This window comes from Pseudomonas sp. P4_B3 (assembly GCF_056402295.1).
Window position 1 is genome coordinate 1 of record NZ_JBFUHR010000028.1, and the last position, 22,968, is coordinate 22,968.

The window sequence follows — 22,968 nt, forward strand, 5'->3', positions numbered from 1 at the left end:
GGCGCTTTGGTGGCGTGCCGCACACCTTGTACGTGCCAATTGCTTCGATCCTGGGTATCTACGCCCGGGAGAATGGCCAAGGCATGGTGTTCGATCTGGTATCGCCGATGGGCGAGGATGACGAGATCGTGCCCGATGACGATCTTCCACCACCCGACAGCGAGCCGCCGCGTCCAAGCGGTCGACCCAGTTTGAAGGTGGTGAAGTAATAAAAAAGGCGATCCGWWCGGATCGCCTTTTTTATTACTTCACCACCTTCAAACTGGGTCGACCGCTTGGACGCGGCGGCTCGCTGTCGGGTGGTGGAAGATCGTCATCGGGCTCGATCTCGTCATCCTCGCCCATCGGCGATTCCAGATCGAACACCATGCCTTGGCCATTCTCCCGGGCGTAGATACCCAGGATCGAAGCAATTGGCACGTACAAGGTGTGCGGCACGCCACCAAAGCGCCCTTCGAAACTGACCGCCTCGTTGTCCATGTGCAGATGACGCACAGCCTGTGGCGACACATTCAGGACAATTTGTCCGTCACTGGCAAAACCCTGAGGCACCTGGACCGACGGATACTCGGAATTGACCAGCATGTGCGGGGTGCAATCGTTGTCCACAATCCACTCGTAGAGCGCGCGGACCAGATAAGGTCGACTGGAGTTCATAGCGGCTCCTTAAGCCTTAGCGCATATCGCGTTCGACACCAGACAGACTCGCCTGGAAAGCCTCACGCGCAAACGAGCGCTCCATGTAATCAAGCAGCGGCTTGGCAGGCCGCGGCAGTTCTATACCCAAAATCGGCAATCGCCAGAGTATTGGCAGTAGGCAGCAGTCCACCAGACTTTGTTCCTCACTGAGGAAAAACGGCTTGTCGGCAAACAGTGGCGACACACCCGTCAGGCTTTCGCGCAACTCTTTCCGAGCCACGGCACGGGCCGCCTCCTTGGTCCGCGAATCCAGAATCAGATCCACCAGGCCACACCAGTCACGCTGAATACGATGAATCAGCAGACGACTGTTGGCACGCGCCACAGGATAAACCGGCAGCAAGGGCGGGTGCGGGTAACGCTCATCCAGATATTCCATCACCACAGTCGACTCCCACAACGCCAGGTCGCGATCGACCAGGGTGGGCAAGCTGCCGTAAGGGTTCACCTCAATCAGTTTAGGTGGCTGACGCCCAGCTTCCACGTAAATGATCTCGGCGCTGACACCCTTCTCTGCCAGTACGATGCGCACTCGGTGGGAATAGTGGTCGGCGGGGTCGGAGTAACAGGCCAACCGATTGGTCACGCCCATGGCGATCCTCCTCGCTTGTAGAAATTATCGAACGCGGAAAAACGAGCGCGCCCAGAGGACGCCTCCCGTAACGACTGGATAACCAGGCTCGCTACATCTTCAGAGGCGCCCTTGGGCGCGCGCGATTAACAGCAATAGCTTGAAGCTTTATCAGTGCACGTCTTTCCAGTATTCGCGCTTGAGCAGGTAAGCGAAGACGAAGAAGAACGCCAGGTACAACAATACGTACGTACCGATGCGCTGATGTTGCAGCTTAACCGGGTTAGCCGAGTAAGCCAGGAAGGTTACCAGATTCTTGACCTTCTCATCGAACTGCTCTTCAGTCAGAGCACCGCTTTTCGGCACGATGGTCAGTTGATCGCACGCTTCATGAGTCAATGGCGTACCGGTCAGCGGATCAAATTGCTTTTTGCCGCCTTCGACGATCTGAACCTGTTTGCAACCAACCACCTGGCGACCTTGCAGGCCGGCCAGGACGTTTGGCATGCCCACGTTCGGGAAGACCTTGTTGTTCACACCCCATGGACGCGACGGATCTTCGTAGAACGACTTCAGGTAACCGTAGAGCCAGTCGGTACCGCGAACACGAGCAACCAGGGTCAGGTCCGGCGGAGCGGCGCCAAACCAGGCCTTGGCGTCCGCTGGCTGCATGCCGATGCTCATGTGGTCGCCGATCTTGGCGCCAGTGAACATCAGCTTCTCCAGCATCAACTCATGGGGAATGCCCAGGTCGTCGGCAACTCGCTCATAGCGTTGGAACTTGGCACTGTGGCAACCCATGCAGTAGTTGGCGAACGTACGTGCACCATCCTGCATGGCTGCTTTATCGGAAACGTCAACGTCGACTTTTTCCAGCTCGGGGCCACCGTGCTCAGCTGCGAAAGCGAACACTGGCAACGCAGCAAGCATCAATACAGCAAATAGTTTTTTCATCAGCCAGTCACCCTTTCCGGAACCGGTTTGGTCTTCTCGAGCCGGGTGTAGAACGGCATCAGAATGAAGTAGGCGAAGTACAGGAAGGTACATACCTGCGACAGCAACGTACGCTCAGGGGTTGGAGCCAATACGCCCAGCACACCCAGGATCACGAACGCGATGCAGAACACCCAGAGCCAGATCTTGCTCAGCCAGCCTTTGTAGCGCATCGACTTGACCGGACTGCGGTCGAGCCATGGCAGGACGAACAGCACAGCAATGGCCGCGCCCATGGCGATCACACCGAAGAGCTTGTCCGGAATCGCGCGCAAGATGGCGTAGAACGGGGTGAAGTACCAGACCGGAGCAATGTGCTCTGGGGTCTTGAAGGCGTTCGCCACTTCAAAGTTCGGCTTTTCGAGGAAGTAACCGCCCATTTCCGGGAAGAAGAACACGATCGAGCAGAAGATGAACAGGAACACCACCACACCGACGATATCTTTCACGGTGTAGTACGGGTGGAAGGCAATGCCATCCAGCGGTATGCCGTTTTCGTCCTTGTGTTTCTTGATGTCCACGCCGTCCGGGTTGTTCGAACCGACTTCGTGCAACGCCAGGATGTGCAGCACCACCAGACCCAGGATAACGATCGGCAGGGCAACCACGTGCAAGGCGAAGAAGCGGTTCAGGGTAATACCGGAAATCAGGTAGTCACCACGAATCCACTGGGTCAGGTCGTTACCGATGACCGGGATCGCACCGAACAGCGAGATGATCACCTGGGCACCCCAGTAGGACATCTGCCCCCACGGCAGCAGGTAACCCATGAAGGCTTCGGCCATCAGCGCCAGGTAGATCAGCATGCCGAAGACCCACACCAGCTCACGCGGTTTCTGGTACGAACCGTAGAGCAGGCCACGGAACATGTGCAGATAGACCACGATAAAGAACGCAGAGGCGCCGGTGGAGTGCAGCAGACGCAGGATCGAGCCGTACTCGACGTCGCGCATGATGTATTCGACGGAGGCAAACGCCTCTTCCGCCGACGGGTTATAGCTCATGGTCAGCCAGACGCCGGTAACGATCTGATTGACCAGAACGAGCAGCGCCAGGGAGCCAAAGAAATAGAAGAAGTTGAAGTTCTTCGGAGCGTAATACTTGCTGAGATGGTCTTCCCACATCTTGGTTGCGGGAAAGCGTGCATCAACCCAATCCATGAATTTGCTCATCACGCCTTCTCCGTATCGACGCCAATGACAATGATGTCGTCGGTCTCATAGGAATGCGGGGGAACTGGCAGGTTCAAAGGCGCAGGTTGCGACTTGTAGACGCGACCAGCCAGATCGTAGTGGGAACCGTGGCAAGGGCAGAAATAACCGCCTACCCAGTCTTTCCCCAGATCCGCAGGTGCCACTTCGGGACGGAAGGTCGGCGAGCAACCCAGGTGCGTGCAGATACCGATCAGCAGCAGAACCTCAGGTTTGATCGAACGGGTTTCCGGATCAACGTAAGTCGGTTGTGTCGAGTTCTTGGAGGTCGGGTCAACAAGCTGGCCCTCGATCTTCTTCAGATTCCCCAGGATTTCCGGCGTACGGCGGACGATGAACACCGGCTGGCCGCGCCACTCAGCAATCATCTGCTGGCCTGGCTCGACTTTGCTGACATTCACTTTCACCGGTGCACCTGCGGCTTTCGCCTTGGCACTGGGAAACCATGACCCCACGAACGGGACCGCAGCCCCCACCGCTCCTGCAGCACCCACCACGGATGTGGCTGCTACCAAGAAGCGACGCCGGCCTGCATTCACGCCGTCATTGCTCATTCAGTCCTCTCCATCAGCTTTGTGGCCTGTTAAATCAGGCGTCTACTAAGTAAATCTATGTACTTATAAAAATTTTGCCGAATGGTAATGAAAAGCCCCAATTCTGACAAGGTAATTACCGGAGCCCGTCATCCCCAAGCCTTGTAGTATAGGGCGCCTGCGGATGTGGCAAGTTGTCACAGCGCAATTCTTTGATAAATCGCAGACACAAAAAACGCCCAGCTCCGTGAGGAAACTGGGCGTTCTTTTTTGAACGTGAAAGCGAATTAACGCTTCGAGTACTGCGGACGCTTACGCGCCTTACGCAGACCGACTTTCTTACGTTCAACTTCACGAGCATCGCGGGTTACGAAGCCGGCTTTACGCAGGGCGCTGCGCAGAGTCTCGTCGTAGTCCATCAGAGCGCGAGTGATACCGTGGCGGATTGCGCCAGCTTGACCACTTACACCACCGCCGATCACGGTGACGTAGATGTCGAACTTCTCGACAGTCTCAGTCAATTCCAGCGGCTGACGAACTACCATGCGGGCAGTTTCGCGGCCGAAGAAATTATCCAGCGAACGGTTGTTGATGGAGATGTTACCAGTACCCGGACGCAGGAAAACGCGTGCGGTTGCGGTCTTGCGACGGCCAGTGCCGTAATTTTGAGTCGCCGACATAATGTACTATTCCGTTAAAACTTCAGTTCTTGGGGCTGCTGAGCAGTATGTGGGTGTGCAGCGCCCGCATAGACTTTCAGCTTACGGTACATGTCGCGACCCAGCGGGTTCTTAGGCAGCATGCCTTTGACCGCGGTCTCGATCACGCGCTCAGGGGCCTTGGCGATCAGCTTTTCAAAGTTGATCGACTTGATGCCGCCCGGGAAACCGGAGTGGGAGTAGTACATTTTGTCAGTGGTTTTAGCACCGGTAACACGGATCTGCTCAGCGTTGATTACGACGATGTAGTCGCCGGTGTCAACGTGAGGAGTGTACTCAGGCTTGTGCTTGCCACGCAGACGGCTCGCGATTTCGGTGGCCAGACGACCCAGGGTCTGACCAGCAGCGTCGACGACAAACCAGTCGCGCTTTACTGTTTCCGGTTTAGCAGTAAAAGTTTTCATTCTTTATAGCCTCAGGGGCCGCCCTGTAAATTAGACGGCGGATCTTACTGAATAGTGCGTACTTTGACAAGTCAAAGGCAGCCGGATACAGACGCTTTCGGGGGCTCGGGTCGGCGCGTCCGTTCAACGGCAAGATTCTTCGGCGGCGGCGCATCACTTCCACTGCAGAAAGAGGTGCGCAATTATGCAGATTGCGAAAAATAATTCAACCTGCTTTTATGATTGTTTTGCCCAAGGAGCACCCGATGGACTATCGCCAGCTAGGCCGAACCAATCTGAACGTGAGTGCCCTCTGCCTCGGAACCATGACCTGGGGCGAGCAAAACAGCGAGGCAGACGCCTTCGCCCAGATCGAGCGGGCCAAGAGCGCCGGAATCAACTTCATCGACACCGCCGAGATGTACCCGGTGCCACCCAAGGCTGAAACCTACGCCACCACCGAACGCTACATCGGCAATTACTTCAAGAGCCGCGGCGACCGCGTCGACTGGATCCTGGCCAGCAAGATCGCCGGCCCCGGCAACACTATCGACTACATCCGCGATAAAAACCTGCGCCACAATCGCCAACACATTACTGAGGCGGTTGATGCCAGCCTCAAGCGCCTGCAAACCGACTACATCGACCTGTACCAGTTGCACTGGCCGGAGCGCAGCACCAACTTCTTCGGTCAACTCGGCTACAAGCACAAGATCGAGGCCAACCTGACCCCGCTGGAGGACACCCTCGAAGCGCTGGACGAACAGGTCCGCGCCGGCAAGATCCGCCACATCGGCCTGTCCAACGAGACGCCATGGGGCACCATGCGCTTTCTGGCCCTGGCCGAAGCCCGAGGCTGGCCGCGTGCCGTGTCGATCCAGAACCCGTACAACCTGCTCAACCGCTGCTTTGAAGTCGGCCTGGCGGAAATCGCCATCCGCGAGCAGTGCGGCCTGCTCGCCTATTCGCCGCTGGCGTTCGGCTTCCTTTCAGGCAAGTACGAAGGTGGCGCCCGCCCGCCAAAAGGTCGCCTGAGCCTCTACAGCCGCTTCAGCCGCTATTTCAACCCGCAGTCGCAAGCTGCCTGCAGTCGTTACGTGGCCCTGGCTCGCGAGCACGGCCTGGACCCGGCGCAAATGGCCCTGGCGTTCGTAACGCAGCAGCCGTTCGTGACCAGCAACATCATCGGCGCGACCACGATGGAGCAACTGGAGAGCAACATTGCCAGTTTTGATCTGAAATTGTCGGAAGAGGTACTGGAGGGGATCGAGGCGATTCACAAGGAACATCCGAATCCGGCGCCTTGATTGATTCATAGCCCCATTCGCGAGCAGGCTCGCTCCCACAAGGATTACGCCGCACCTGTGGGAGCGAGCCTGCTCGCGATGACGGACGATCAGTCACCGCCAATCAAAGCGACCGCGCAATAATCTCCTTCATGATTTCATTGGTCCCGGCATAGATCCGCTGCACCCGCGCATCCGCCCATGCCCGCGCGATCGGGTACTCCCACATGAACCCGTAGCCACCGTGCAACTGCACACACTCGTCGAGCACCTTGCATTGCAGGTCGGTGCCCCAGTACTTGGCCATCGCTGCCGTTGGCACGTCGAGCTTGCCTTGCAGGTGCAGTTCCAGGCAGCGGTCGACGAAGACCCGGCCGATCTGGATTTCCGTGGCCATTTCCGCCAGTTTGAACCGGGTATTCTGGAAATCCGCGATCGACTTGCCGAACGCCTTGCGCTCGCGGGTGTAGTCCAGCGTCCATTGCAGCGCCGCTTCAGCTGAAGCCAGCCCGCCAATGGCCACCGTCAGGCGCTCTTGGGGCAATTCCTGCATCAGGTAGGCAAAGCCCATCCCGGCCTGGCCCAGCAGGTTTTCCTTGGGTACACGTACGTCCTGGAAGAACAGCTCCGAGGTGTCCTGGGCTTTCATCCCGACCTTTTCCAGGCGCTTGCCCTTGTCGAAGCCTGGCGTATTGGCTTCCACCAGAAACAAACTGGTGCCCTTCGCGCCGGCCTTCGGGTCGGTCTTGGCGACGACGATCACTAGATCGGCCAGGTAGCCGTTGGTGATAAAAGTCTTGGAGCCGTTGATCACATACTCATCGCCATCGAGCACGGCCGTGGTTTTCACCCCTTGCAGATCGGAACCGGCGCCCGGTTCAGTCATGGCGATCGCGGTAACCATCTCGCCGGACACCAGCTTCGGCAGGTATTTGTGCTTCAGCGCTTCACTGCCGTAATGCAGGATGTACGGCGCCACGATGTCCGAATGCAGGGAAAAACCGATGCCGGTCAGGCCAAGTCGCCCCACTTCTTCGATCACCACCGCACTGTAGAGAAAGTCCGCCCCCAGACCGCCGTACTCCTCCGGCAAGTGTGAGCACAGCATCCCCGCCTCCCCTGCCTTGTTCCACAGTTTGCGGTCGATATAGCCCTGTTTTTCCCATTGCCCATGGAACGGCACCGCCTCTTTTTCGAGGAACGTTCGCACACTGTCGCGGAAAAGCTCGTGCTCGGAACTGAACAGGGTTCTGGGGATCATGCGACACCTTTTCTTTGTTATTAGAAGGAATTGACCGTCAGAGCCTAAGCCTCGCTTCCGATACAGGACACTGGACACATCCGACAAAAAATAAGACGATCCAGCCGTCTGGTGACCACTTCCCCCTATAAAAATAAAGTTGAATTATGTCTAACCAAGCCTCCACGCCCCTGCGGCGCGTCAGCATCCTGGCCATTGACCGGGTTTTCGCTTCCACCCTCATGCAAGCCAAGGATTTCTTCCACCTCGCCAGCCTGCGCTACGGCAAACAGCTGGGCCATGGCCTGACACCGGCGTTCGAAACCCGCCTGGTCAGCCCCGATGGCAAACCGGTCAACACCTTCAGCGATGTGCTGATTCCAGTGGATGGCGGGCTGGAAAACGCCGACATCATCGTTCTTCCCGCGTTCTGGGACGATTTCGACAGTCTCTGCAAACGTTACCCGCAAGTCCTGCCCTGGTTGCGCCAGCAACATGCGCGCGGTGCCGTACTGTGCGGCGAGGCCACCGGTGTTTTCTGGCTGGCCGAAGCCGGGCTGCTCAATGGCAAGGAAGCGACCACCTACTGGCGCTTCTTCAATGCCTTCGCCGAACGCTTCCCCCAGGTCCAGCTCAATCAGGACAAGCACCTGACCGACGCCGATAACCTGTACTGCGCCGGCGGCACCACCTCGGCGTGCGATTTGTACATCTACCTGATCGAGCGCTTCTGCGGCGCCAATGTGTCCCAGGCCGTAGCGCGGGACATTCTGTATGAGGTGCAACGCAGCTACGCGCCTGGACGCATCGGGTTTGGCGGCCAGAAGCTGCACCAGGACGTGATCATCCTGCAGATCCAGCACTGGCTCGAAGAACACTTCGCCGACAAGTTCCGCTTCGAAGACGTCGCCCGCGAACACGGCATGAGCATCCGCAACTTCATGCGCCGCTTCCAGACCGCCACCGGCGACAAGCCACTGCATTACCTGCAACGCCTGCGCATCGAAACCGCCAAGGGCTTGCTGTCCGGCAGCCGCAAGAGCATCAAGACCATCAGTTACGAAGTCGGCTACGACGATGCGAGCTTCTTTGCACGGCTGTTCCGCCAACACACGGAGTTGTCGCCGAACCAGTATCGGCAGCAGTTTCAGCAAGCGGCGTAATCACAGGCATACAAATGAACCCTGTGGGAGCGAGCCTGCTCGCGATGACTTCGGCACATCCAGCATTAATGTGACTGACTCACCGCCTTCGCGAGCAGGCTCACTCCTACAGGGATTGGCATAAAAAAGGGCCTGCATTTGCAGGCCCTTTTTTATTTTCCGAATCGTCCTACGGCTTGTGCGCCCGGGCCAGGAATTCGTGGGATTGCATTTCCAGCAGTCGGCTGAGGGTACGCTGGAACTCGAAGTTCAGCCGGCCACCCGTGTACAGGTCTTTAAGCTCGACTTCGGCAGAAATGATCAGCTTCACGTTGCGGTCGTAGAACTCGTCGACCATGTTGATGAAGCGTCGGGCGATGTCGTCGGTGGTGACGCTCATCTGCTCGACATCGCTGAGCAACACGGCGTGGAAGATCTTGCCCAGCTCGATGTAGTCGTTCTGGCTGCGTGGGCCGTCGCATAGTTCGCGGAAGTTGAACCAGGCCACGTCATCGCAGGTGCGCAGGGCACGGATTTCACGGTTCTCGATCATCAGCACGTCATTTTCGACCGCCGCCGTGCATTCCGGTGTCAGCGCACGGAAGCTCTTGCGCAGGCTTTCGTTGGCGGCTTCGTCGAGTGGATAGTGGAACAGCTCGGCTTGTTCGAGGTGACGCAGACGATAGTCGACGCCGCTGTCGACGTTGACGATCTCGGTGTTCTGCTTGATCAGCGCAATGGCCGGCAGGAAGCGCGCGCGCTGCAGGCCGTCCTTGTACAGGCCGTCCGGCACGATGTTCGAGGTGGCGACCAGGGTCACACCGTTCTTGAACAGTTCTTCCATCAGCGTGCCGAGGATCATGGCGTCGGTGATGTCGGAGACGAAGAATTCATCGAAGCAGATGACCCGGGCTTCGGTGGCGAAGCGCTTGGCAATGATGGTCAGCGGGTTTTTCTCGCCGCCCAGGGTCTTCATCTCTTCGTGCACGCGCTTCATGAAGCGGTGGAAGTGCGTACGGGTCTTTTCCTTGAAGGGCAACGCTTCGAAGAAGGTGTCCACCAGGTAAGTCTTGCCGCGACCTACGCCGCCCCAGAAATACAGGCCCTTGACCGGGGTCTGATCCTTCTTGCCAAACAACTTGCCCAGCAGGCCCGGCTTGTTTTGCTCGGCCGCGACCAGATCGTCGTACAGGCGCTGCAAATGACGCACGGCGGTTTCCTGCGCGGCGTCATGGAAGAATTCCGGGCGTTTCAGATCAGCTTGATATCGTTCTAGGGGCGTCATAATTCGTTAGCAAGGCAACAAAAACGGGCCGACACTGTAGCGACGGCCCGCAGGAATGGCAATCGGCCCTTGGTCGGGCCGAGCCGTTGATTATTCCTGAATCGGCGTCAGGGCAATGCGCAAGGCCTCGATAGCCGCGTCGCGTGCGGCGCTGTCGGCGAAGGTCGGGCTGTCGGCAACGCATTGACCTTCGAGCCAGACGCTGAAGCCCAGATCTTCACTGCGCACGTCCAGATCCTGGCCCGCTTGCAGTTGCTTGGTCACCTGCCCCGCGGTTTTACCGTCGGCGAAGTTGCGCGACAGCAGCAGTTGTTCGCCATCGGCCGCCAGCAGACGGAAGCGGAAACTGCCGTCGTCTTCACGGAAGCTGACAAACCGCGCAGCCTTCACGACTTTCTTCTTGGTGGTCGCAGCCACTTGAGTCTGGGCAACGAAGGAGCGCAGGCCTACCGCTTCACGCAGTTCGTTGAGGAAGGGTGTCGCCACCGCGCGGGCCTTTTTCGCGCCGTGTTGCAGGATGTCTTCCAGATCCGCCGGGCGCTCGATCAACAGGTTATAACGCTCGCGGGACTCGCCCAATTCGTTGTCCAGTAGCTGGAACAGACGACTCTTCGCCTCGCCCCAACCCAGACCCTGCAACAGTTCGCTGCGGAACTCGTCGGACTGCGCCGGGGTGGCGAACGCCTGGAACAAGGTGAACAGGTGTGAATTGTCCGGATCCTTGGCTTCGCCCGGCGCGCGGGAGTCGGTGACGATCCGTGAAATCGCATCCTTCATTTCTTTGGCGCTGCTGAACAGCGGAATGGTGTTGTCGTAGCTCTTCGACATCTTGCGGCCATCCAGGCCCGGCAAGGTGGCGACGCTCTCTTCGATCAACGCCTCGGGCATGGTGAAGAACTCTTTGCCCTGGCCAAAAAGATGGTTGAAGCGCTGACCGATGTCCCGCGCCATTTCCACGTGCTGGATCTGGTCACGACCGACCGGCACCTTGTGCGCATTGAACATCAGGATGTCCGCGGCCATCAGCACCGGGTAGCTGTACAGGCCCATGGTGATGCCGGCGTCCGGGTCTTCACCGGTCTCGACGTTCTTGTCCACCGAAGCCTTGTAGGCGTGGGCGCGATTGAGCAGGCCCTTGGCGGCAACGCAGGTCAGCAGCCAGGTCAGTTCGGGGATTTCCGGGATGTCGGACTGGCGGTAGAAGGTCACGCGATCGACATCCAGGCCACCGGCCAGCCAGGTCGCGGCGATTTCCAGACGCGAGCGCTGGATGCGCAGCGGGTCATCGCACTTGATCAGGGCGTGGTAGTCGGCCAGGAAGTAGAACGAATCGGCATTGCTGTCACGGCTGGCGACGATCGCCGGGCGGATGGCGCCAGCGTAGTTGCCCAGGTGCGGCGTGCCGGTGGTGGTGATGCCGGTGAGGATACGGGTACGAGTCGTCATGGGTAATCGCTTGTCAGACTGCAATCAATTCGAGAGACGCGGCAGGATCAGATCCTTGAGATCGGTCAGCTTGCCATGAAAAAAGTGTCCGCATTCTGCCACTTTCAGCAGCTCATGGGGGCGTTCGAGCTTGTCGGACCATTCGTAAACCAGCTGCGGATCGATCACTTCATCGGTTTCCGGCTGGATCAGGGTCAGTTCGCCCTGCTGTGGCAGTGGGTCCCGAGCGCCGAGGCGCATGACTGCCGGCGCGACCATGAACAGGTGCTCGACCTGCTCACCCTTGGCCTCAAGGCGTCCGCCGAGACTTGCGGCAACAAAACCGCCGAAGGAGAAACCGAACAGGGTCAGCGGCAATTGCGGGTGTCTGGCGCGAAACCATTCGGCGACAGCCTGGGCATCATCGACTTCACCGGTGCCCATGTCGTGAGAGCCTTCGCTGGCGCCGACGCCACGGTAGTTGAAGCGCAGGGTGATCAAGCCTGCATCGCGCGCAGTGCGCTGCAGGGTCGAGACCACTTTGTTGAGCATGGTGCCGCCCTGCACCGGATTCGGATGGCAGATCAGTGCCAGGCCGCGAGGCTGCTCATTATCCAGATAAAGAGCTTCCAGTTGGCCAACAGGGCCATCAATCACTACAGGGGTTTCACGCATAAGCAAGGAAGGAACTCCGTGACCTCGAATCGGGTCGACTCGTCTAGCAAATTGTCTGTGGCTGTCTATTGCGAGTGAATCGCGGTATACAGCGCAGGTTCGAGCCGTTAACGTAAAGCAAAGCCGTTTATAGAGGAAGGACTCGTGGAACACTCGCTCTTAGTTTGGTTGTTACCGACTCTTGCCCTGGTTGTGGGTGTCGCCATTGGGTTCCTGATCGCCCGCGTTGCACCGAACGCCGCGCCGAGCCGCACGCAGCGTCAGCTGGACGATATTCAGGAACGTTTCGACAGTTATCAGAACGAGGTGGTGACCCACTTCAACAGCACCGCGACACTGGTCAAGAAACTGACTCAGAGCTATCAGGAAGTGCAGGACCATCTCGCCGAGGGCGCCAACCGCCTGGCCCTGGACGAACAGACTCGCCAACGCCTGCTGGCCTCCCTGCACGCCGATGCAGCTCAGGCTCCACGGGAGCGCCTGACGCCGCCACGCAATCAGGAACCGCCTCGCGACTACGCACCGAAAGCCCCGAACGCGCCGGGCATGCTCGATGAGCATTACGGCCTGAAGAAGTAAGCAGGCCCGCACGCAAAAGCCCCCGGACAGGTAATTGTCCGGGGGCTTTTTTGTTTCTGATCCTGTATCTCTGCTGCCCACACTGGCCTCTTCGCGGGCAAGCCCGCTCCCACAGTTTCCGAGGTCGACCCAGAACCCTGTGGGAGCGAACTTGCTCCGGGCGGCGTTCCGACGATGGGGCCGGAACTGACGACAAAAAAAACCGCCCGATCTGTAGAGGATCGGGCGGGCCTTTTTACGCCTGGGGTTCAATCAGACGATCAAGGGTACTGCTGAACCTGACCTTGTTGCTGGGCACCATACTGCTGGCCCGGAATCGCCTTGAGGTTAACCTCGACACGGCGGTTCTGCGCACGGCCATTGACGTCAGCGTTGCTGGCAACCGGGCCATCCGGGCCGGCACCGCGAGCGCTCAGGTTGGCACCGCTGACACCTTGCGAGGTCAGGTAGGTTGCCACGCTCTGGGCACGACGCTGGGACAGGTCCATGTTGTGCTGGCGGCTGCCGGTGCTGTCGGTATAGCCGACGATTTCGATCTGGTTCTGGTTGAACTCTTTCAGCGAGCCCGCCAGGTTGTTCAGCGGCTGATAGAAACCTGGGGCAATATTCGCCGAATCGGTAGCGAACGTGATGTTGCCCGGCATGATCAGCTTGATCTGGTCGCCCTGGCGCTGCACTTCAACACCGGTGTTTGCCATGCTGGCGCGCAGCTTTTTCTCTTGTTGATCGGCGTAGTAGCCGTAGCCGGCGGCAGAAGCACCAACCACCGCAGCACCGATCAGTGCGCCCTTGCCACGGTTATCGTGGTTGATCGCAGCACCGGCCAGCGCACCGGCCAGAGCGCCGAGGCCACCGTATTTCGCGGTCTTGCTCATGCCTTCGGAGCCGCTATCCGCCTGGCCCTGAGCCTGGCCTTGACCACCGTAAGGGTTAGGCGAGGCGCAACCGGACAAAACGGCCACAGCCGTAGCGACAATAATCAAACGACGCGTGGTGAACATGTAAAGCTCCTACTTTTTTGCATTCTGTGGTGCAACGGGCCAAGGCATCAGCCTTTGCGGGCGTTGGATCATGTTAATGGGTAAAAATTCCGAATGTTACAAATCAGCCCCGAACAAAGGGGTTCTCGCGCATTTCGTCGCCCAGACGGGTATCCGGACCATGCCCGGTCACCACCGTCGCCTCTTCGTCGAGGGTGTACAAACGCTGCTTTATCGAACGCACGATGGTGGCCTGGTCGCCCCCCCACAAATCCGTGCGCCCGACGCCGCGACGAAACAGCGTATCACCGGCAATCAGCAGCTTGGCCTCGGAAAACCAGAAGCTCATGGAGCCCGGCGTATGACCTGGCGTGTGCAGCGCCACGCCACATCCGCAGGCCAGTTCTTCATCATCGGCCAGCCAGCGATCCGGGGACGGTACCGGGGTATAAGGAACGCCGAACATCTGGCACTGCATTTCCAGGTTGTCCCACAGAAACTGGTCTTCCTTGTGCAGATGCAGGGTCGCGCCGGTTTTCTCCTTGAGTTGACCGGAAGCCAGGAAATGATCGAGGTGCGCATGGGTGTGAATGATGCTGACCACTTTCAGCCCCAGGGCATCGAGACGCGCCAGGATCAGCTCATGATTGCCACCCGGATCAACAACGATGGCCTTTTTCGTCACCGGATCGCCGATGATCGTGCAGTTGCACTGCAACGGGCCGACGGGGAAGGTTTCGCGGATGAGGGTGGGTTGCTGGGACATCGGGGCCTGCTCGATAAACGGGGACGAACGATTTTCGCACAATTGAGCATCGAGCCAATGGCCGCGATGGGTAACGTGAAAAATCCTTAACCCAACACCCCCAACTCCTTCGCCCGCGCTACCGCCTGCGTCCGCCGCTCGACCCCGAGTTTGCTGTTGATGTGGCTGGCGTGGGTCTTCACCGTGTGCAGGGAAATAAACAGCTGATCGCTGATTTCCTGGTTCGAACAGCCCTGAGCGATCAATCGCAGGACCGCCATTTCCCGCGTGCTGAGCTGCTCCGCGGCCGCGCAGGACTCCAGTCCGGGACGGGCAGCCAATGCCGGCAGTTTTTCACTGAGACTCAGGGAAACAGGGGTTGGCGGGCAAAGTTGAAGTTGCCCACGCAGCCAGTCCGGATGCTCGGCCAGCAGGCCCTCAAAGGGTTGCAGCACCCCTCCGCCAGCAGCATCCAGCGCCTGAGCCAGTGCCTTGCGGGCTTCCGGCTCCCTTCCGCTGCCCAGCAATAACGCCACTTTCTGGGTCAACGCCATGGCACTGAGCATCTGCCGGCCGCTTTGCTGGCCATGTTCGAGCAGCGCATTCAAACGCCCTTCGGCCAGCATCGGTTGGCCCTGGATGACGTCGAGCAAGGCTTGTTGCAATTCGATATGCAGCGGCAATTGCGGGTGGAACTCCGGTGGTGCCGCCCCGTTTTCGCCGTTATAGGTCTGCCCCAGGCGCGACAGCCAGGCTTCGGCCAGATCGGTGCGCCCCTGGGCCAGCCAGAGTTCACATTTGACCAGGGTGATCATGGCCAGGTAGTAGATGGGTGGCACGTCCCAGATGTGCATGAGCCGTTCAGCTTCAGCAAGTTCGGCAAAGGCTTTGGCGAACTCGCCGCTGCTGCCTTCCAGCCTGGCAATCACACAATGGCCGATCAGCACGCTGATGTCACGACAGGCGCGCGCCTCGCTCAAACCGGCCTGCAATCGCAGCCGCGCCGCCTGCGGCTGCATGCGCAGGGCCAGCAGAAAGCCTTCATACAAGGTCAGCCGGGCTCGAACTGCATACAGCCGCTGCGCAGACAAGCTCTGCAGGCGTTGCATCCCCTGACGGACCTCCTCCAGCGCCCGACAGATTTCTCCGCGCGCTTGCAGAACCCGGGCGCGGTCGTAGTGCGCCAGCGCTTCGAACAACGGGTTGCCGACCCGTTGCGCCAGCTCCAGCGATTCGCGGTTCAGCCCCCGCGCCCGCCACAAATCACCGTCGGCAATGGCCAGGTTGGACAGGGTCGAGAGGCACATCAGGCGCTGGCCGTAACGCTTGGACGGAAGACTGTCCAACGCTTCGCGGCAGTACTGCAGCGTCAGTTCGCGGTTGCCGCGCCCACGGGCAATGATGCCGCTCAACGCCAGCCATTGAGCGAGCATGGACTTCTGGGCGGTGGCCGACGGCGCAGGCAAGAAACGGCTCAAATGGCTGGCCAGTTCCTCGGCGGCATCCAGCTGGCAAGCCATCCCCAGCGCCCAGCTATAGAGCACAATCAGTCGCGGCGTGCTGATCAGCAAGCTGTCAGGCAAGTCCATTTTCCAGCGCAGCAACATGCCGACGTTCTGCTCGGCCAGCAGTTGCTCTTCGGAGAGGTTCTGCACCAGGTTCGCCGCGACGTCCAGGTGACCGGCACGCAAGGCCTGCTCCACGGCCTCATCGAGCAATCCCTGGGCATTGAACCAGCGGCAGGCACGCAAGTGCAGGCTGGCGGCCGGCACCATCGACTGGGAAGCAGGCCGTGTGCGCAACAGATCGGAAAACAGGTGGTGGTAACGATACCAATGGCCATGCTCGTCCAGTGGCACCAGGAACACCTGGTGGGCAAGCAGGAAGCGCAGGATCTCCCCGCTGTCATGGGCGTCGCGAACGGCGTCGCACAGTTTGCTGCAAAATCGTTCCTGGGGTGCCGTGTCGTAGAGGAACGACTGGACCTCGGCAGGCAGGCAATCGATGACTTCTTCGAGCAGATAATCGCGGATCAGCCCTTCCCCACCGTGCAACGATTGCGGCAGCGCGCCATCGGTGCCTGCCTCGGAGGCGGCCAGCAGCCAGAAGCGCAACCCCGCGACCCAGCCTTCGCTGCGCTGGATCAGGTTTTCCAGCGCTTCGCCACGCAAGGAACTGCTGTGGCGATCAAGCAGGCTCAAGGCTTCGTCGTGGGTCAGGCGCAGATCCTGTTCATGCAACTCAAGTAGTTGCCGTGACAGCCGCAGCCGCGCCAGATGCCAGTCGGGACGTTGGCGACTGGTGACCATCACCAGCAAGCCATCGGGAAGATGATTGAGGAAAAACTGCAGGCAGCGGTCCAGCACCGGCCCTTGGGCCAGATGGTAATCATCCAGCACCAGCAGTAATGGCGTCGCTGTAGACAGGTGCACGGCCAGTTCGTCAAGCAGGCCGTCCAGCCACTCTTCGAACGCGAACGGCTGATGGCGCTGGCGCATTTTCAACAGCCCGAGGGATTGCCTGCCCAGATGCGGGAAATAGTCCTGAAGACCTTCCAGCAGGCGCTCGAGAAAACGCCCCGGGTCACTGTCGCGCGGGCTCAACCCCAGCCAGAGACTTTGCCAATGCGCCGGCAACCCCTGACAAAACTCCACCGCCAACGAACTCTTGCCGAACCCTGCCGGTGCGCTGACCAGCAATAACCTGCCGCCGAGCCCGGCACTCAGTCGTTCGCACAAACGTGGACGCAGCACATGGCCGTCGGGCAACGGCGGGCGGAAGAAGCGCCCGTCGAGTGTCGCGACGGCGATGTTTGCAGAACCTGGGGATGTAGACAAATCAGTCATAGCCGGCTCTTGTTTGAATTGCGGGTGGCGGCGTTGCAGATGTCCGCAGACTAGCCGTAAACGGATAGGGAATGAAGGTAGTTGCTACAAATGGCTACAAAAAGTCTACAAACAAAAAAAAACGCCCCGAACCAGTCGGGGCGTTTTCAGAGGGTGCGGCCTCTACTCAGTTCACCTTAGCGAACACCATCCTGACGCAAGGCGGCCGGGGTGAAGTCGCTGGTGGTGGCAGTGAAGCCGAAGTCATAAGCCGACTTCTCTTCGTTCTTCATGCCCAGCGCCAGGTAACGTCCCGATTGCAGGTCATACAAGGCTTCGAGGGCATACCACGGCACTTGCTTGTCGTAGTAGTTCTCGGCGTGGGCCTCGGCGACGCGCCACAGTTGACCGCGACCGTCGTAATGGTCGATGACCGCTGCTTGCCAGGTGTCTTCGTCAATGTAGAAGTCACGCTTGGCGTAGATATGACGCTGGCCTTCCTTCAGGGTTGCAACCACATGCCACACACGGCGCAACTCGTAACGAGCCAGGTCCTGGTTGATGTGACCGGCCTTGATGATGTCGGCGTACTTGAGCTTCGGATCGTCGAGCTTGTAGGCATCGGAGCCGATGTACATCTCTTTCTTGCCTTCGAGCTTCCAGTCGTAACGATCCGGTGCACCATTGAACATGTCCAGGTTGTCGGAAGTACGCAGGCCGTCGGCTGCAGTACCCGGGCCGTCATAGGACACTTGCGGTGCACGGCGCACACGACGCTGACCGGCGTTGTAAACCCACGCCGAGCGCGGCTCCTTGACCTGATCGAGGGTTTCGTGAACCAGCAGCACACCACCGGCCAGACGTGCCGGCGCGGTCACTTTCTGCTTGAAGTAGAACAGGATGTTGCCCGGATTTTTCGGGTCGTAATCCTTCATCTTGTCGCGGAACACGAACTGGTCCTGGAAGTACACCAGGCTGAACGAACCGTTCGGCTGTGGTGTGGCCTGTGTCACCAGGCGGGTCACGCTACCGCCGCGATAACGGGTGATGTGGTTCCAGATGACTTCCACGCCGCTTTTCGGAATCGGGAACGGAATGGCGGTTTCAAAGTTCTCCAGACCGTTACCGCCAGACACCAGATTGGTGTTGGTGGCGTTGCGCTTGATGGCGGCGAACACGTCATCCGGCACAGTGGCACCGCGGTGGGACGGATACACCGGCATCTTGAAGGTTTCCGGGTAGCGCTTGAACATCGCGTACTGGCCCGGGGCGAGCTTTTCCTTGTATTGGTCGACGTTCTGCGCCGTGATGGTGAACAGCGGTTTTTCACCCGGGTACGGATCGGACAGGAAGCCTTTGCTGTCGACGCTGCCGGCGTTCTTCGGCAGCGGTTTCCAGGCCGGGATCGAACCGTCGGCGTTACCCGCCATTTCGGCGCCCATCGGGGTCAGGCTCTTGCCCAGTTTGTCGGCCTCGGCCTGAGGAACCGCTGCGATGACGCTGGTCGCCAGCAGCGAAAGACCCAGAACACCGGCGTGGAACAGACTCTTTGTTATTTTCATTTATGCGTTCGTCCTGAAAATACTGTGCTTAGAAGTTCACGCCGAGGCTGAGCGCAACGAAGTCGCGGTCATCCACGGTGGTGTACTTGCCGTCGAAGAAGTTGGTGTAAGCCAGGCTCGCGGTGTAGGTGTTCTGGTACTCGGCGTCGACACCCAGGCTCACCGCCTTGCGGCCTTCCTCGAAGTTGCCGCCAGGGCCAGGGGAGTAACCGCTCACGTCATGGGACCAGGCAACGTTCGGCTTGAGGTTCACACCGGCAAACACGTCGTTGTATTCCCAGATGGCGCGACCGCGGTAGCCCCACGAAGTCGGGGTGGTGAAGCCTTCGTTGGTGCAGTTGCGGCTGCGGTTGTTGGTCGGCGTACCCGGGCCGGCACCGTTGATGGTGCTGGTGTTGAGCGCCACGCAGGTATCGAGCGCGCCAGAGGCTGGCAACTCACCCGGGCCGTAGACCGGATCGCGGCCATAACGAACGTCGGAAGTGCTTTCCAGGCCGCCAACGTGGGTCACGCCCACCTCACCCACCAGGGTCAGACGGCTGGCGCCCATGACCTGATCGAAGAAGTGCGTCAGGGTAGTCTGGAACTGGGTGACTTCCTTGCGACGATACCCGTGCAGGTCTTGACCCGGCACGCCGGTAAGCAGCGATGCATTGGTCAACGGATTGTTCGGGTTGTTATTGCCCAAAGGACGTACACCGGAGAACAGGATGTCGGTGGAGTTGAGCTGCACCGGAGCGTTCGGACGGTAGCTGATCTCACCGCTCCACGCCGTACCGGTAGGCAGGGTGGTGGAGAAGCTCAAGCCATACAGGCGAATGTCTTCGGGGTATTCGATGAAGTATTGCGAATTACCTGCCACCAGCAGTGGCCCGAGTGCCGCGAACGGGCCTGGAAGTCCCGCTGCAGTGTTGTAGACCGACTGAGGCGCACCGGTGGCGCTGAAGATCGGCGCACGGCTGTGGTAATTCATGAAGTAGGCGCCGAACTCGGTGTCCAGCGGATCGAACATGTACTTGAAGGACGCACCCCACTGACCGCTGTCGCGGGCATCACGATCGGGGCCACGACGCACCAGGACACCCTCTTCGTTGACGTCGACGCCGTTGGCGGCCAAAGGCCCCAGGGCAACGGCCGGAATTTGCGAGCGCTTGTTCAGCACGCGCAGGTTGTTGTCGCAGCCGTCGGCAACGATGTCTGGCTGGGAGAAAAACGTGCCGCAGTTGTCGACGACGGTCTGGTCCCATTCAATTTGATAGAACGCTTCGGCCGAGAGGTTTTCGGTCAGGCTCTGGGACACATAGAACATGTTGACCGGGATCAGGCCTTCCTTGATCTCGGCACCCGGACGGCGGAATGCCGACACGTCGATCGGGTTGATCGAGTTGATGCCACCACCGATGAATGTACTTTCACCCCAGCTCACGACCTGCTTGCCCAGACGCACGGAGCCTGGCTGATCGGCAATGGAGTAGTTGTGGTAGACGAAGGCGTCGAGGAGTTGAGTGCCAGCGGACTTGGCGCCTTCCTTGCGACCGTCGTCGCTGATGTCCTTGAACGGACGACTTTCGTCTTTCAGTTCAAAGTCGTACCAGTATTTGCCACGGACGAAAACACCGGTATCGCCGTATTTCAGTTCAAGGTCATGGATGCCCTTGAAGATCTTCGAGAAGGTTTCCCCGCTCTTGAAGTTCAGGTGACCGTCATCAGAGGTCTGGGACAAACCCTTGCCGCCGTTGTTGACGCCGATGAGGTTCTTGTTCGGCTGCTGAGTAGACCAGCTGGCACCAATCGACAGGGATGAGTCGAACTGACCTTCGATTTCACCTACGTTGAAACTGACGCCGAATGCTGGCCCGGCGAGCGTAGAGGCAAGACTGACAGCCAGGGGCAGTTTCGCCCGGCGCCAGAACTGGTTTACTGATGTCATCGACGCTACTCCATGTGCATTTTATTTTTATGGCAATGAGCACTTCTAAAAACGCTGTGGATAACCGGGAGCCATGGCATCCCAAAGTCATTCCAAAGTTGCATCGCCCCGGTTCGTGCGGTTGCTCCGTTCTTAAAAATCCTTGAACGGACTATAGCCAGCAGGTAGTAGTGCTTGATCCCTCTAAAGTGTGATTTGCAGTTGCCAGCCACTCTGGAACAGTCCTTTCGCCAGTCCGACACCCGTCGGCACGGCAAGGATGGCTGAAAAATTCGATTTGACAAGCCAAGCGCTTGCTTGGTGGGGCTGGCATGCCCTTTCGGGCACGCCAGGAGGCGCTTAAAGCGTCGAGAGGAAGGTGCTGTTGGTGGCTTGCCATTCGGTGATGTCGACACGAATGCGCTTCTTGTCGAGTTTGCCGACGCTGGTCTTGGGAATTTCAGTAACAAGGGCGATCTGGCTCGGAATCGCCCACTTGCTCAAGTGCCCCAGCTCCACAAACGGCTTGAGGTGCTCCTTGAGTTCCCGGGCTCCGATTGCGTACCCCTCACGGAGCACCAGCAGGGCAAACGGCCGCTCGCCCCACTGCGGATCGGGGATCCCCACTACTGCTACTTCACGTACCGCCGCATGACGGCTGATCAGGTCTTCGAGGTCCAGGGAGGAAATCCACTCGCCACCGGTCTTGATCACGTCCTTGATCCGGTCACGAATGTCGATCACGCCCATGCTGTCCAGGGTCGCCACGTCACCAGTGTGCAGCCAGCCGCCGGCCCAGAGCTCGGCGCCCTTCTGGGGTTCATTGAAATAACCCTCGGTGAGCCACGGTGCACGCAGCACCAGTTCACCCTGAGTCTCGCCATCGGCGGGCAGGAAGTTGCCCTCGGTGTCGACGATCGCCGCCTCCACCAGCGGCCCAGGCACGCCGGCCTTGATCCGGTAAGTGGTGCGTTCGTCTTCAGTGCCGGCCATCAATTCGTCGTTGAGGTGCGCACACGACACCAGCGGCCCGGTTTCCGACATGCCGTACGCAGCGGTCAACTGAATGCCCTTGGCCTTGGCTGCCTCGTACAACGTACGGTTCAGGGCGCTGCCGCCGATGACGATTTTCCAGCCGCCGAAGTCGACATTCTGTGCGGCCTTGGCATTGAGGACCATCTGCAGGATGGTCGGCACGCAATGGGAGAACGTGACCTTCTCCTTGCGCCACAATTCCACCAGGTACTCCGGGTCATAGCGGCCGGGATACACCTGCTTGAGCCCGAGCATGGTCGCCACATACGGCAAGCCCCAGGCGTGGACGTGGAACATCGGGGTGATCGGCATGTACACGTCGTTGGTGCCCAACAGGCGCACGCTATCGATCGCGCCCATGATGGTCGACACGCCCATGGTGTGCAGCACCAGTTGCCGATGGGTGAAGTACACACCCTTGGGGTTGCCGGTGGTGCCGGTGGTATAGAACGTGGTCGCGACCGAGTTTTCGTCGAAATCCTCGAAGTCGTACTGCGGGCTCGCCGCGGCCAGCAGTTGTTCGTATTCGCCGACGAGGTTCGGCAGGTCCGCGGTTTTTTCCGGCAGGTCAGTCAGCAACAGGGTTTTGTCGACCGTCGTCAGATGCCCTTCGATGGCCTTGTAGAGACCGACGAACTCGCTGTTGACCAGCACGAAGCGGTCCTCGGCGTGGTTCATGGTGTAGAGGATCTGTTCCGGCGACAGGCGCACGTTGATGGTATGGATCACCGCACCGATCATCGGGATGGCGAACATGCATTCCAGGTAACGATGGCTGTCCCAGTCCATCACACCCACGGCATCCCCGGGCTTGACCCCGGCCGCTGTCAGCACGTTGGCCAGTCGGGCCACCCGTTCGATCAGGGTCGGGTAGCTGTAGCGCAACTTGTCGCGGTAGATGATCTCGCGGGTTTTCTCATAACGGGCACCAGACATCAGCAGCCGCTTGATCAACAGCGGGTACTGGTAAGCGCCTTCGGCCGGGGGGATAACGCGAGTCTGCAACATAAGAATCCCTTTTTCTGACTGCACGGTCGTGACTGAAAGTACGCACTGTAGTGCCCTTGATCGTCAGCCAAATCAGCCAAAGGAATGATTTGCAGAGCCGCATGAATACTGGCGTTGCGCCAGCCTTCACAGAAGTTTGGTGATTGCGGATGGACCCGATGTA

21 protein-coding genes are annotated in these 22,968 nt (G+C 59.2%); 4 read left to right on the forward strand and 17 right to left on the reverse strand.

The genetic code is table 11. The features are described 5' to 3' along the window. Positions 1 to 209: ClpXP protease specificity-enhancing factor SspB (locus AC1DWG_RS26595; RefSeq protein ID WP_477788568.1), on the forward strand; the 209-nt coding region annotated here is incomplete at its 5' end. A gap of 34 nt (positions 210 to 243) precedes the next feature. Here the strand turns inward: AC1DWG_RS26595 and AC1DWG_RS26600 are convergent. The 7 genes from AC1DWG_RS26600 to rplM form a co-directional block, all read right to left on the reverse strand. Then, positions 244 to 657, reverse strand: a complete 414-nt coding sequence (locus AC1DWG_RS26600) for a ClpXP protease specificity-enhancing factor (RefSeq protein WP_007998247.1) — start codon at positions 655 to 657, stop codon at positions 244 to 246. A 16-nt stretch (positions 658 to 673) separates the two neighbouring features. After that, complete coding sequence (locus AC1DWG_RS26605; protein WP_060539471.1) at positions 674 to 1,291, reverse strand: glutathione S-transferase N-terminal domain-containing protein; 618 nt, start codon at positions 1,289 to 1,291, stop codon at positions 674 to 676. A gap of 150 nt (positions 1,292 to 1,441) precedes the next feature. After that, on the reverse strand, positions 1,442 to 2,224 hold the full coding sequence (locus AC1DWG_RS26610; protein WP_477753046.1) for a cytochrome c1: 783 nt from the start codon (positions 2,222 to 2,224) through the stop codon (positions 1,442 to 1,444). Next, entirely contained in the window at positions 2,224 to 3,435 is a 1,212-nt protein-coding gene (locus AC1DWG_RS26615; RefSeq protein ID WP_310053977.1) for a cytochrome b, read from the reverse strand. The genes AC1DWG_RS26610 and AC1DWG_RS26615 overlap by 1 nt, the downstream gene beginning before the upstream one ends. After that, complete coding sequence (gene petA / locus AC1DWG_RS26620; protein ID WP_477760572.1) at positions 3,435 to 4,028, reverse strand: ubiquinol-cytochrome c reductase iron-sulfur subunit; 594 nt, start codon at positions 4,026 to 4,028, stop codon at positions 3,435 to 3,437. Before petA ends, AC1DWG_RS26615 begins: the two co-directional genes overlap by 1 nt. 266 nt (positions 4,029 to 4,294) lie before the next feature. Then, complete coding sequence (rpsI, locus tag AC1DWG_RS26625) at positions 4,295 to 4,687, reverse strand: 30S ribosomal protein S9 (protein ID WP_003228056.1); 393 nt, start codon at positions 4,685 to 4,687, stop codon at positions 4,295 to 4,297. 14 nt (positions 4,688 to 4,701) lie between these two features. Beyond that, positions 4,702 to 5,130, reverse strand: coding sequence for a 50S ribosomal protein L13 (gene rplM, locus AC1DWG_RS26630; protein ID WP_007917032.1), 429 nt, complete (start codon positions 5,128 to 5,130; stop codon positions 4,702 to 4,704). Positions 5,131 to 5,375: 245 nt separating this feature from the next. On the opposite strand from rplM, the gene AC1DWG_RS26635 reads away from it, so the two are divergent. After that, positions 5,376 to 6,416: an NADP(H)-dependent aldo-keto reductase gene (locus AC1DWG_RS26635; RefSeq protein WP_477762650.1), complete on the forward strand. Its 1,041-nt coding sequence runs from the start codon at positions 5,376 to 5,378 to the stop codon at positions 6,414 to 6,416. 103 nt (positions 6,417 to 6,519) lie between these two features. On the opposite strand, the gene AC1DWG_RS26640 is transcribed toward AC1DWG_RS26635, so the two are convergent. Continuing rightward, positions 6,520 to 7,656 carry an acyl-CoA dehydrogenase family protein gene (locus AC1DWG_RS26640; protein ID WP_046041911.1) on the reverse strand — a complete coding sequence of 379 codons (1,137 nt, stop codon included), beginning with the start codon at positions 7,654 to 7,656 and terminating at the stop codon, positions 6,520 to 6,522. A gap of 221 nt (positions 7,657 to 7,877) precedes the next feature. Between AC1DWG_RS26640 and AC1DWG_RS26645 the strand changes: the two genes are divergently transcribed. Beyond that, on the forward strand, positions 7,878 to 8,798 hold the full coding sequence (locus AC1DWG_RS26645) for a GlxA family transcriptional regulator (protein WP_477753065.1): 921 nt from the start codon (positions 7,878 to 7,880) through the stop codon (positions 8,796 to 8,798). A gap of 169 nt (positions 8,799 to 8,967) precedes the next feature. Here the strand turns inward: AC1DWG_RS26645 and zapE are convergent, their stop codons facing one another. The 3 genes from zapE to AC1DWG_RS26660 all read right to left on the reverse strand — a co-directional run bounded on the left by zapE (position 8,968) and on the right by AC1DWG_RS26660 (position 12,162). Next, entirely contained in the window at positions 8,968 to 10,062 is a 1,095-nt protein-coding gene (zapE, locus tag AC1DWG_RS26650) for a cell division protein ZapE (protein ID WP_095943473.1), read from the reverse strand. A gap of 90 nt (positions 10,063 to 10,152) precedes the next feature. Then, entirely contained in the window at positions 10,153 to 11,508 is a 1,356-nt protein-coding gene (locus AC1DWG_RS26655) for a tryptophan--tRNA ligase (protein WP_477753042.1), read from the reverse strand. Positions 11,509 to 11,532: 24 nt separating this feature from the next. Continuing rightward, the gene (locus AC1DWG_RS26660) at positions 11,533 to 12,162 is read right to left on the reverse strand and encodes an alpha/beta hydrolase (protein WP_477762648.1); all 630 of its coding nucleotides are present in this window, start codon (positions 12,160 to 12,162) and stop codon (positions 11,533 to 11,535) included. A gap of 144 nt (positions 12,163 to 12,306) precedes the next feature. Between AC1DWG_RS26660 and AC1DWG_RS26665 the strand changes: the two genes are divergently transcribed. Beyond that, complete coding sequence (locus AC1DWG_RS26665) at positions 12,307 to 12,741, forward strand: Z-ring associated ZapG family protein (RefSeq protein WP_007989833.1); 435 nt, start codon at positions 12,307 to 12,309, stop codon at positions 12,739 to 12,741. 260 nt (positions 12,742 to 13,001) lie between these two features. On the opposite strand, the gene AC1DWG_RS26670 is transcribed toward AC1DWG_RS26665, so the two are convergent. The 6 genes from AC1DWG_RS26670 to AC1DWG_RS26695 form a co-directional block, all read right to left on the reverse strand. Then, complete coding sequence (locus tag AC1DWG_RS26670; RefSeq protein WP_477755992.1) at positions 13,002 to 13,742, reverse strand: YiaD family glycine zipper/OmpA-like lipoprotein; 741 nt, start codon at positions 13,740 to 13,742, stop codon at positions 13,002 to 13,004. Positions 13,743 to 13,845: 103 nt separating this feature from the next. Continuing rightward, positions 13,846 to 14,487 carry an MBL fold metallo-hydrolase gene (locus tag AC1DWG_RS26675; RefSeq protein ID WP_108215462.1) on the reverse strand — a complete coding sequence of 214 codons (642 nt, stop codon included), beginning with the start codon at positions 14,485 to 14,487 and terminating at the stop codon, positions 13,846 to 13,848. Between the two features lie 86 nt (positions 14,488 to 14,573). Next, the gene (locus AC1DWG_RS26680) at positions 14,574 to 17,312 is read right to left on the reverse strand and encodes a winged helix-turn-helix domain-containing protein (RefSeq protein ID WP_477788569.1); all 2,739 of its coding nucleotides are present in this window, start codon (positions 17,310 to 17,312) and stop codon (positions 14,574 to 14,576) included. A gap of 176 nt (positions 17,313 to 17,488) precedes the next feature. After that, entirely contained in the window at positions 17,489 to 18,853 is a 1,365-nt protein-coding gene (locus AC1DWG_RS26685) for a DUF1329 domain-containing protein (protein ID WP_477760568.1), read from the reverse strand. A gap of 28 nt (positions 18,854 to 18,881) precedes the next feature. Next, positions 18,882 to 20,783: a DUF1302 domain-containing protein gene (locus tag AC1DWG_RS26690; protein WP_477756219.1), complete on the reverse strand. Its 1,902-nt coding sequence runs from the start codon at positions 20,781 to 20,783 to the stop codon at positions 18,882 to 18,884. A gap of 339 nt (positions 20,784 to 21,122) precedes the next feature. Next, a complete protein-coding gene (locus AC1DWG_RS26695) occupies positions 21,123 to 22,805 on the reverse strand; it encodes a fatty acid--CoA ligase (protein WP_477756220.1) in 1,683 nt (560 codons plus the stop codon). Positions 22,806 to 22,968 lie beyond the last annotated feature (163 nt).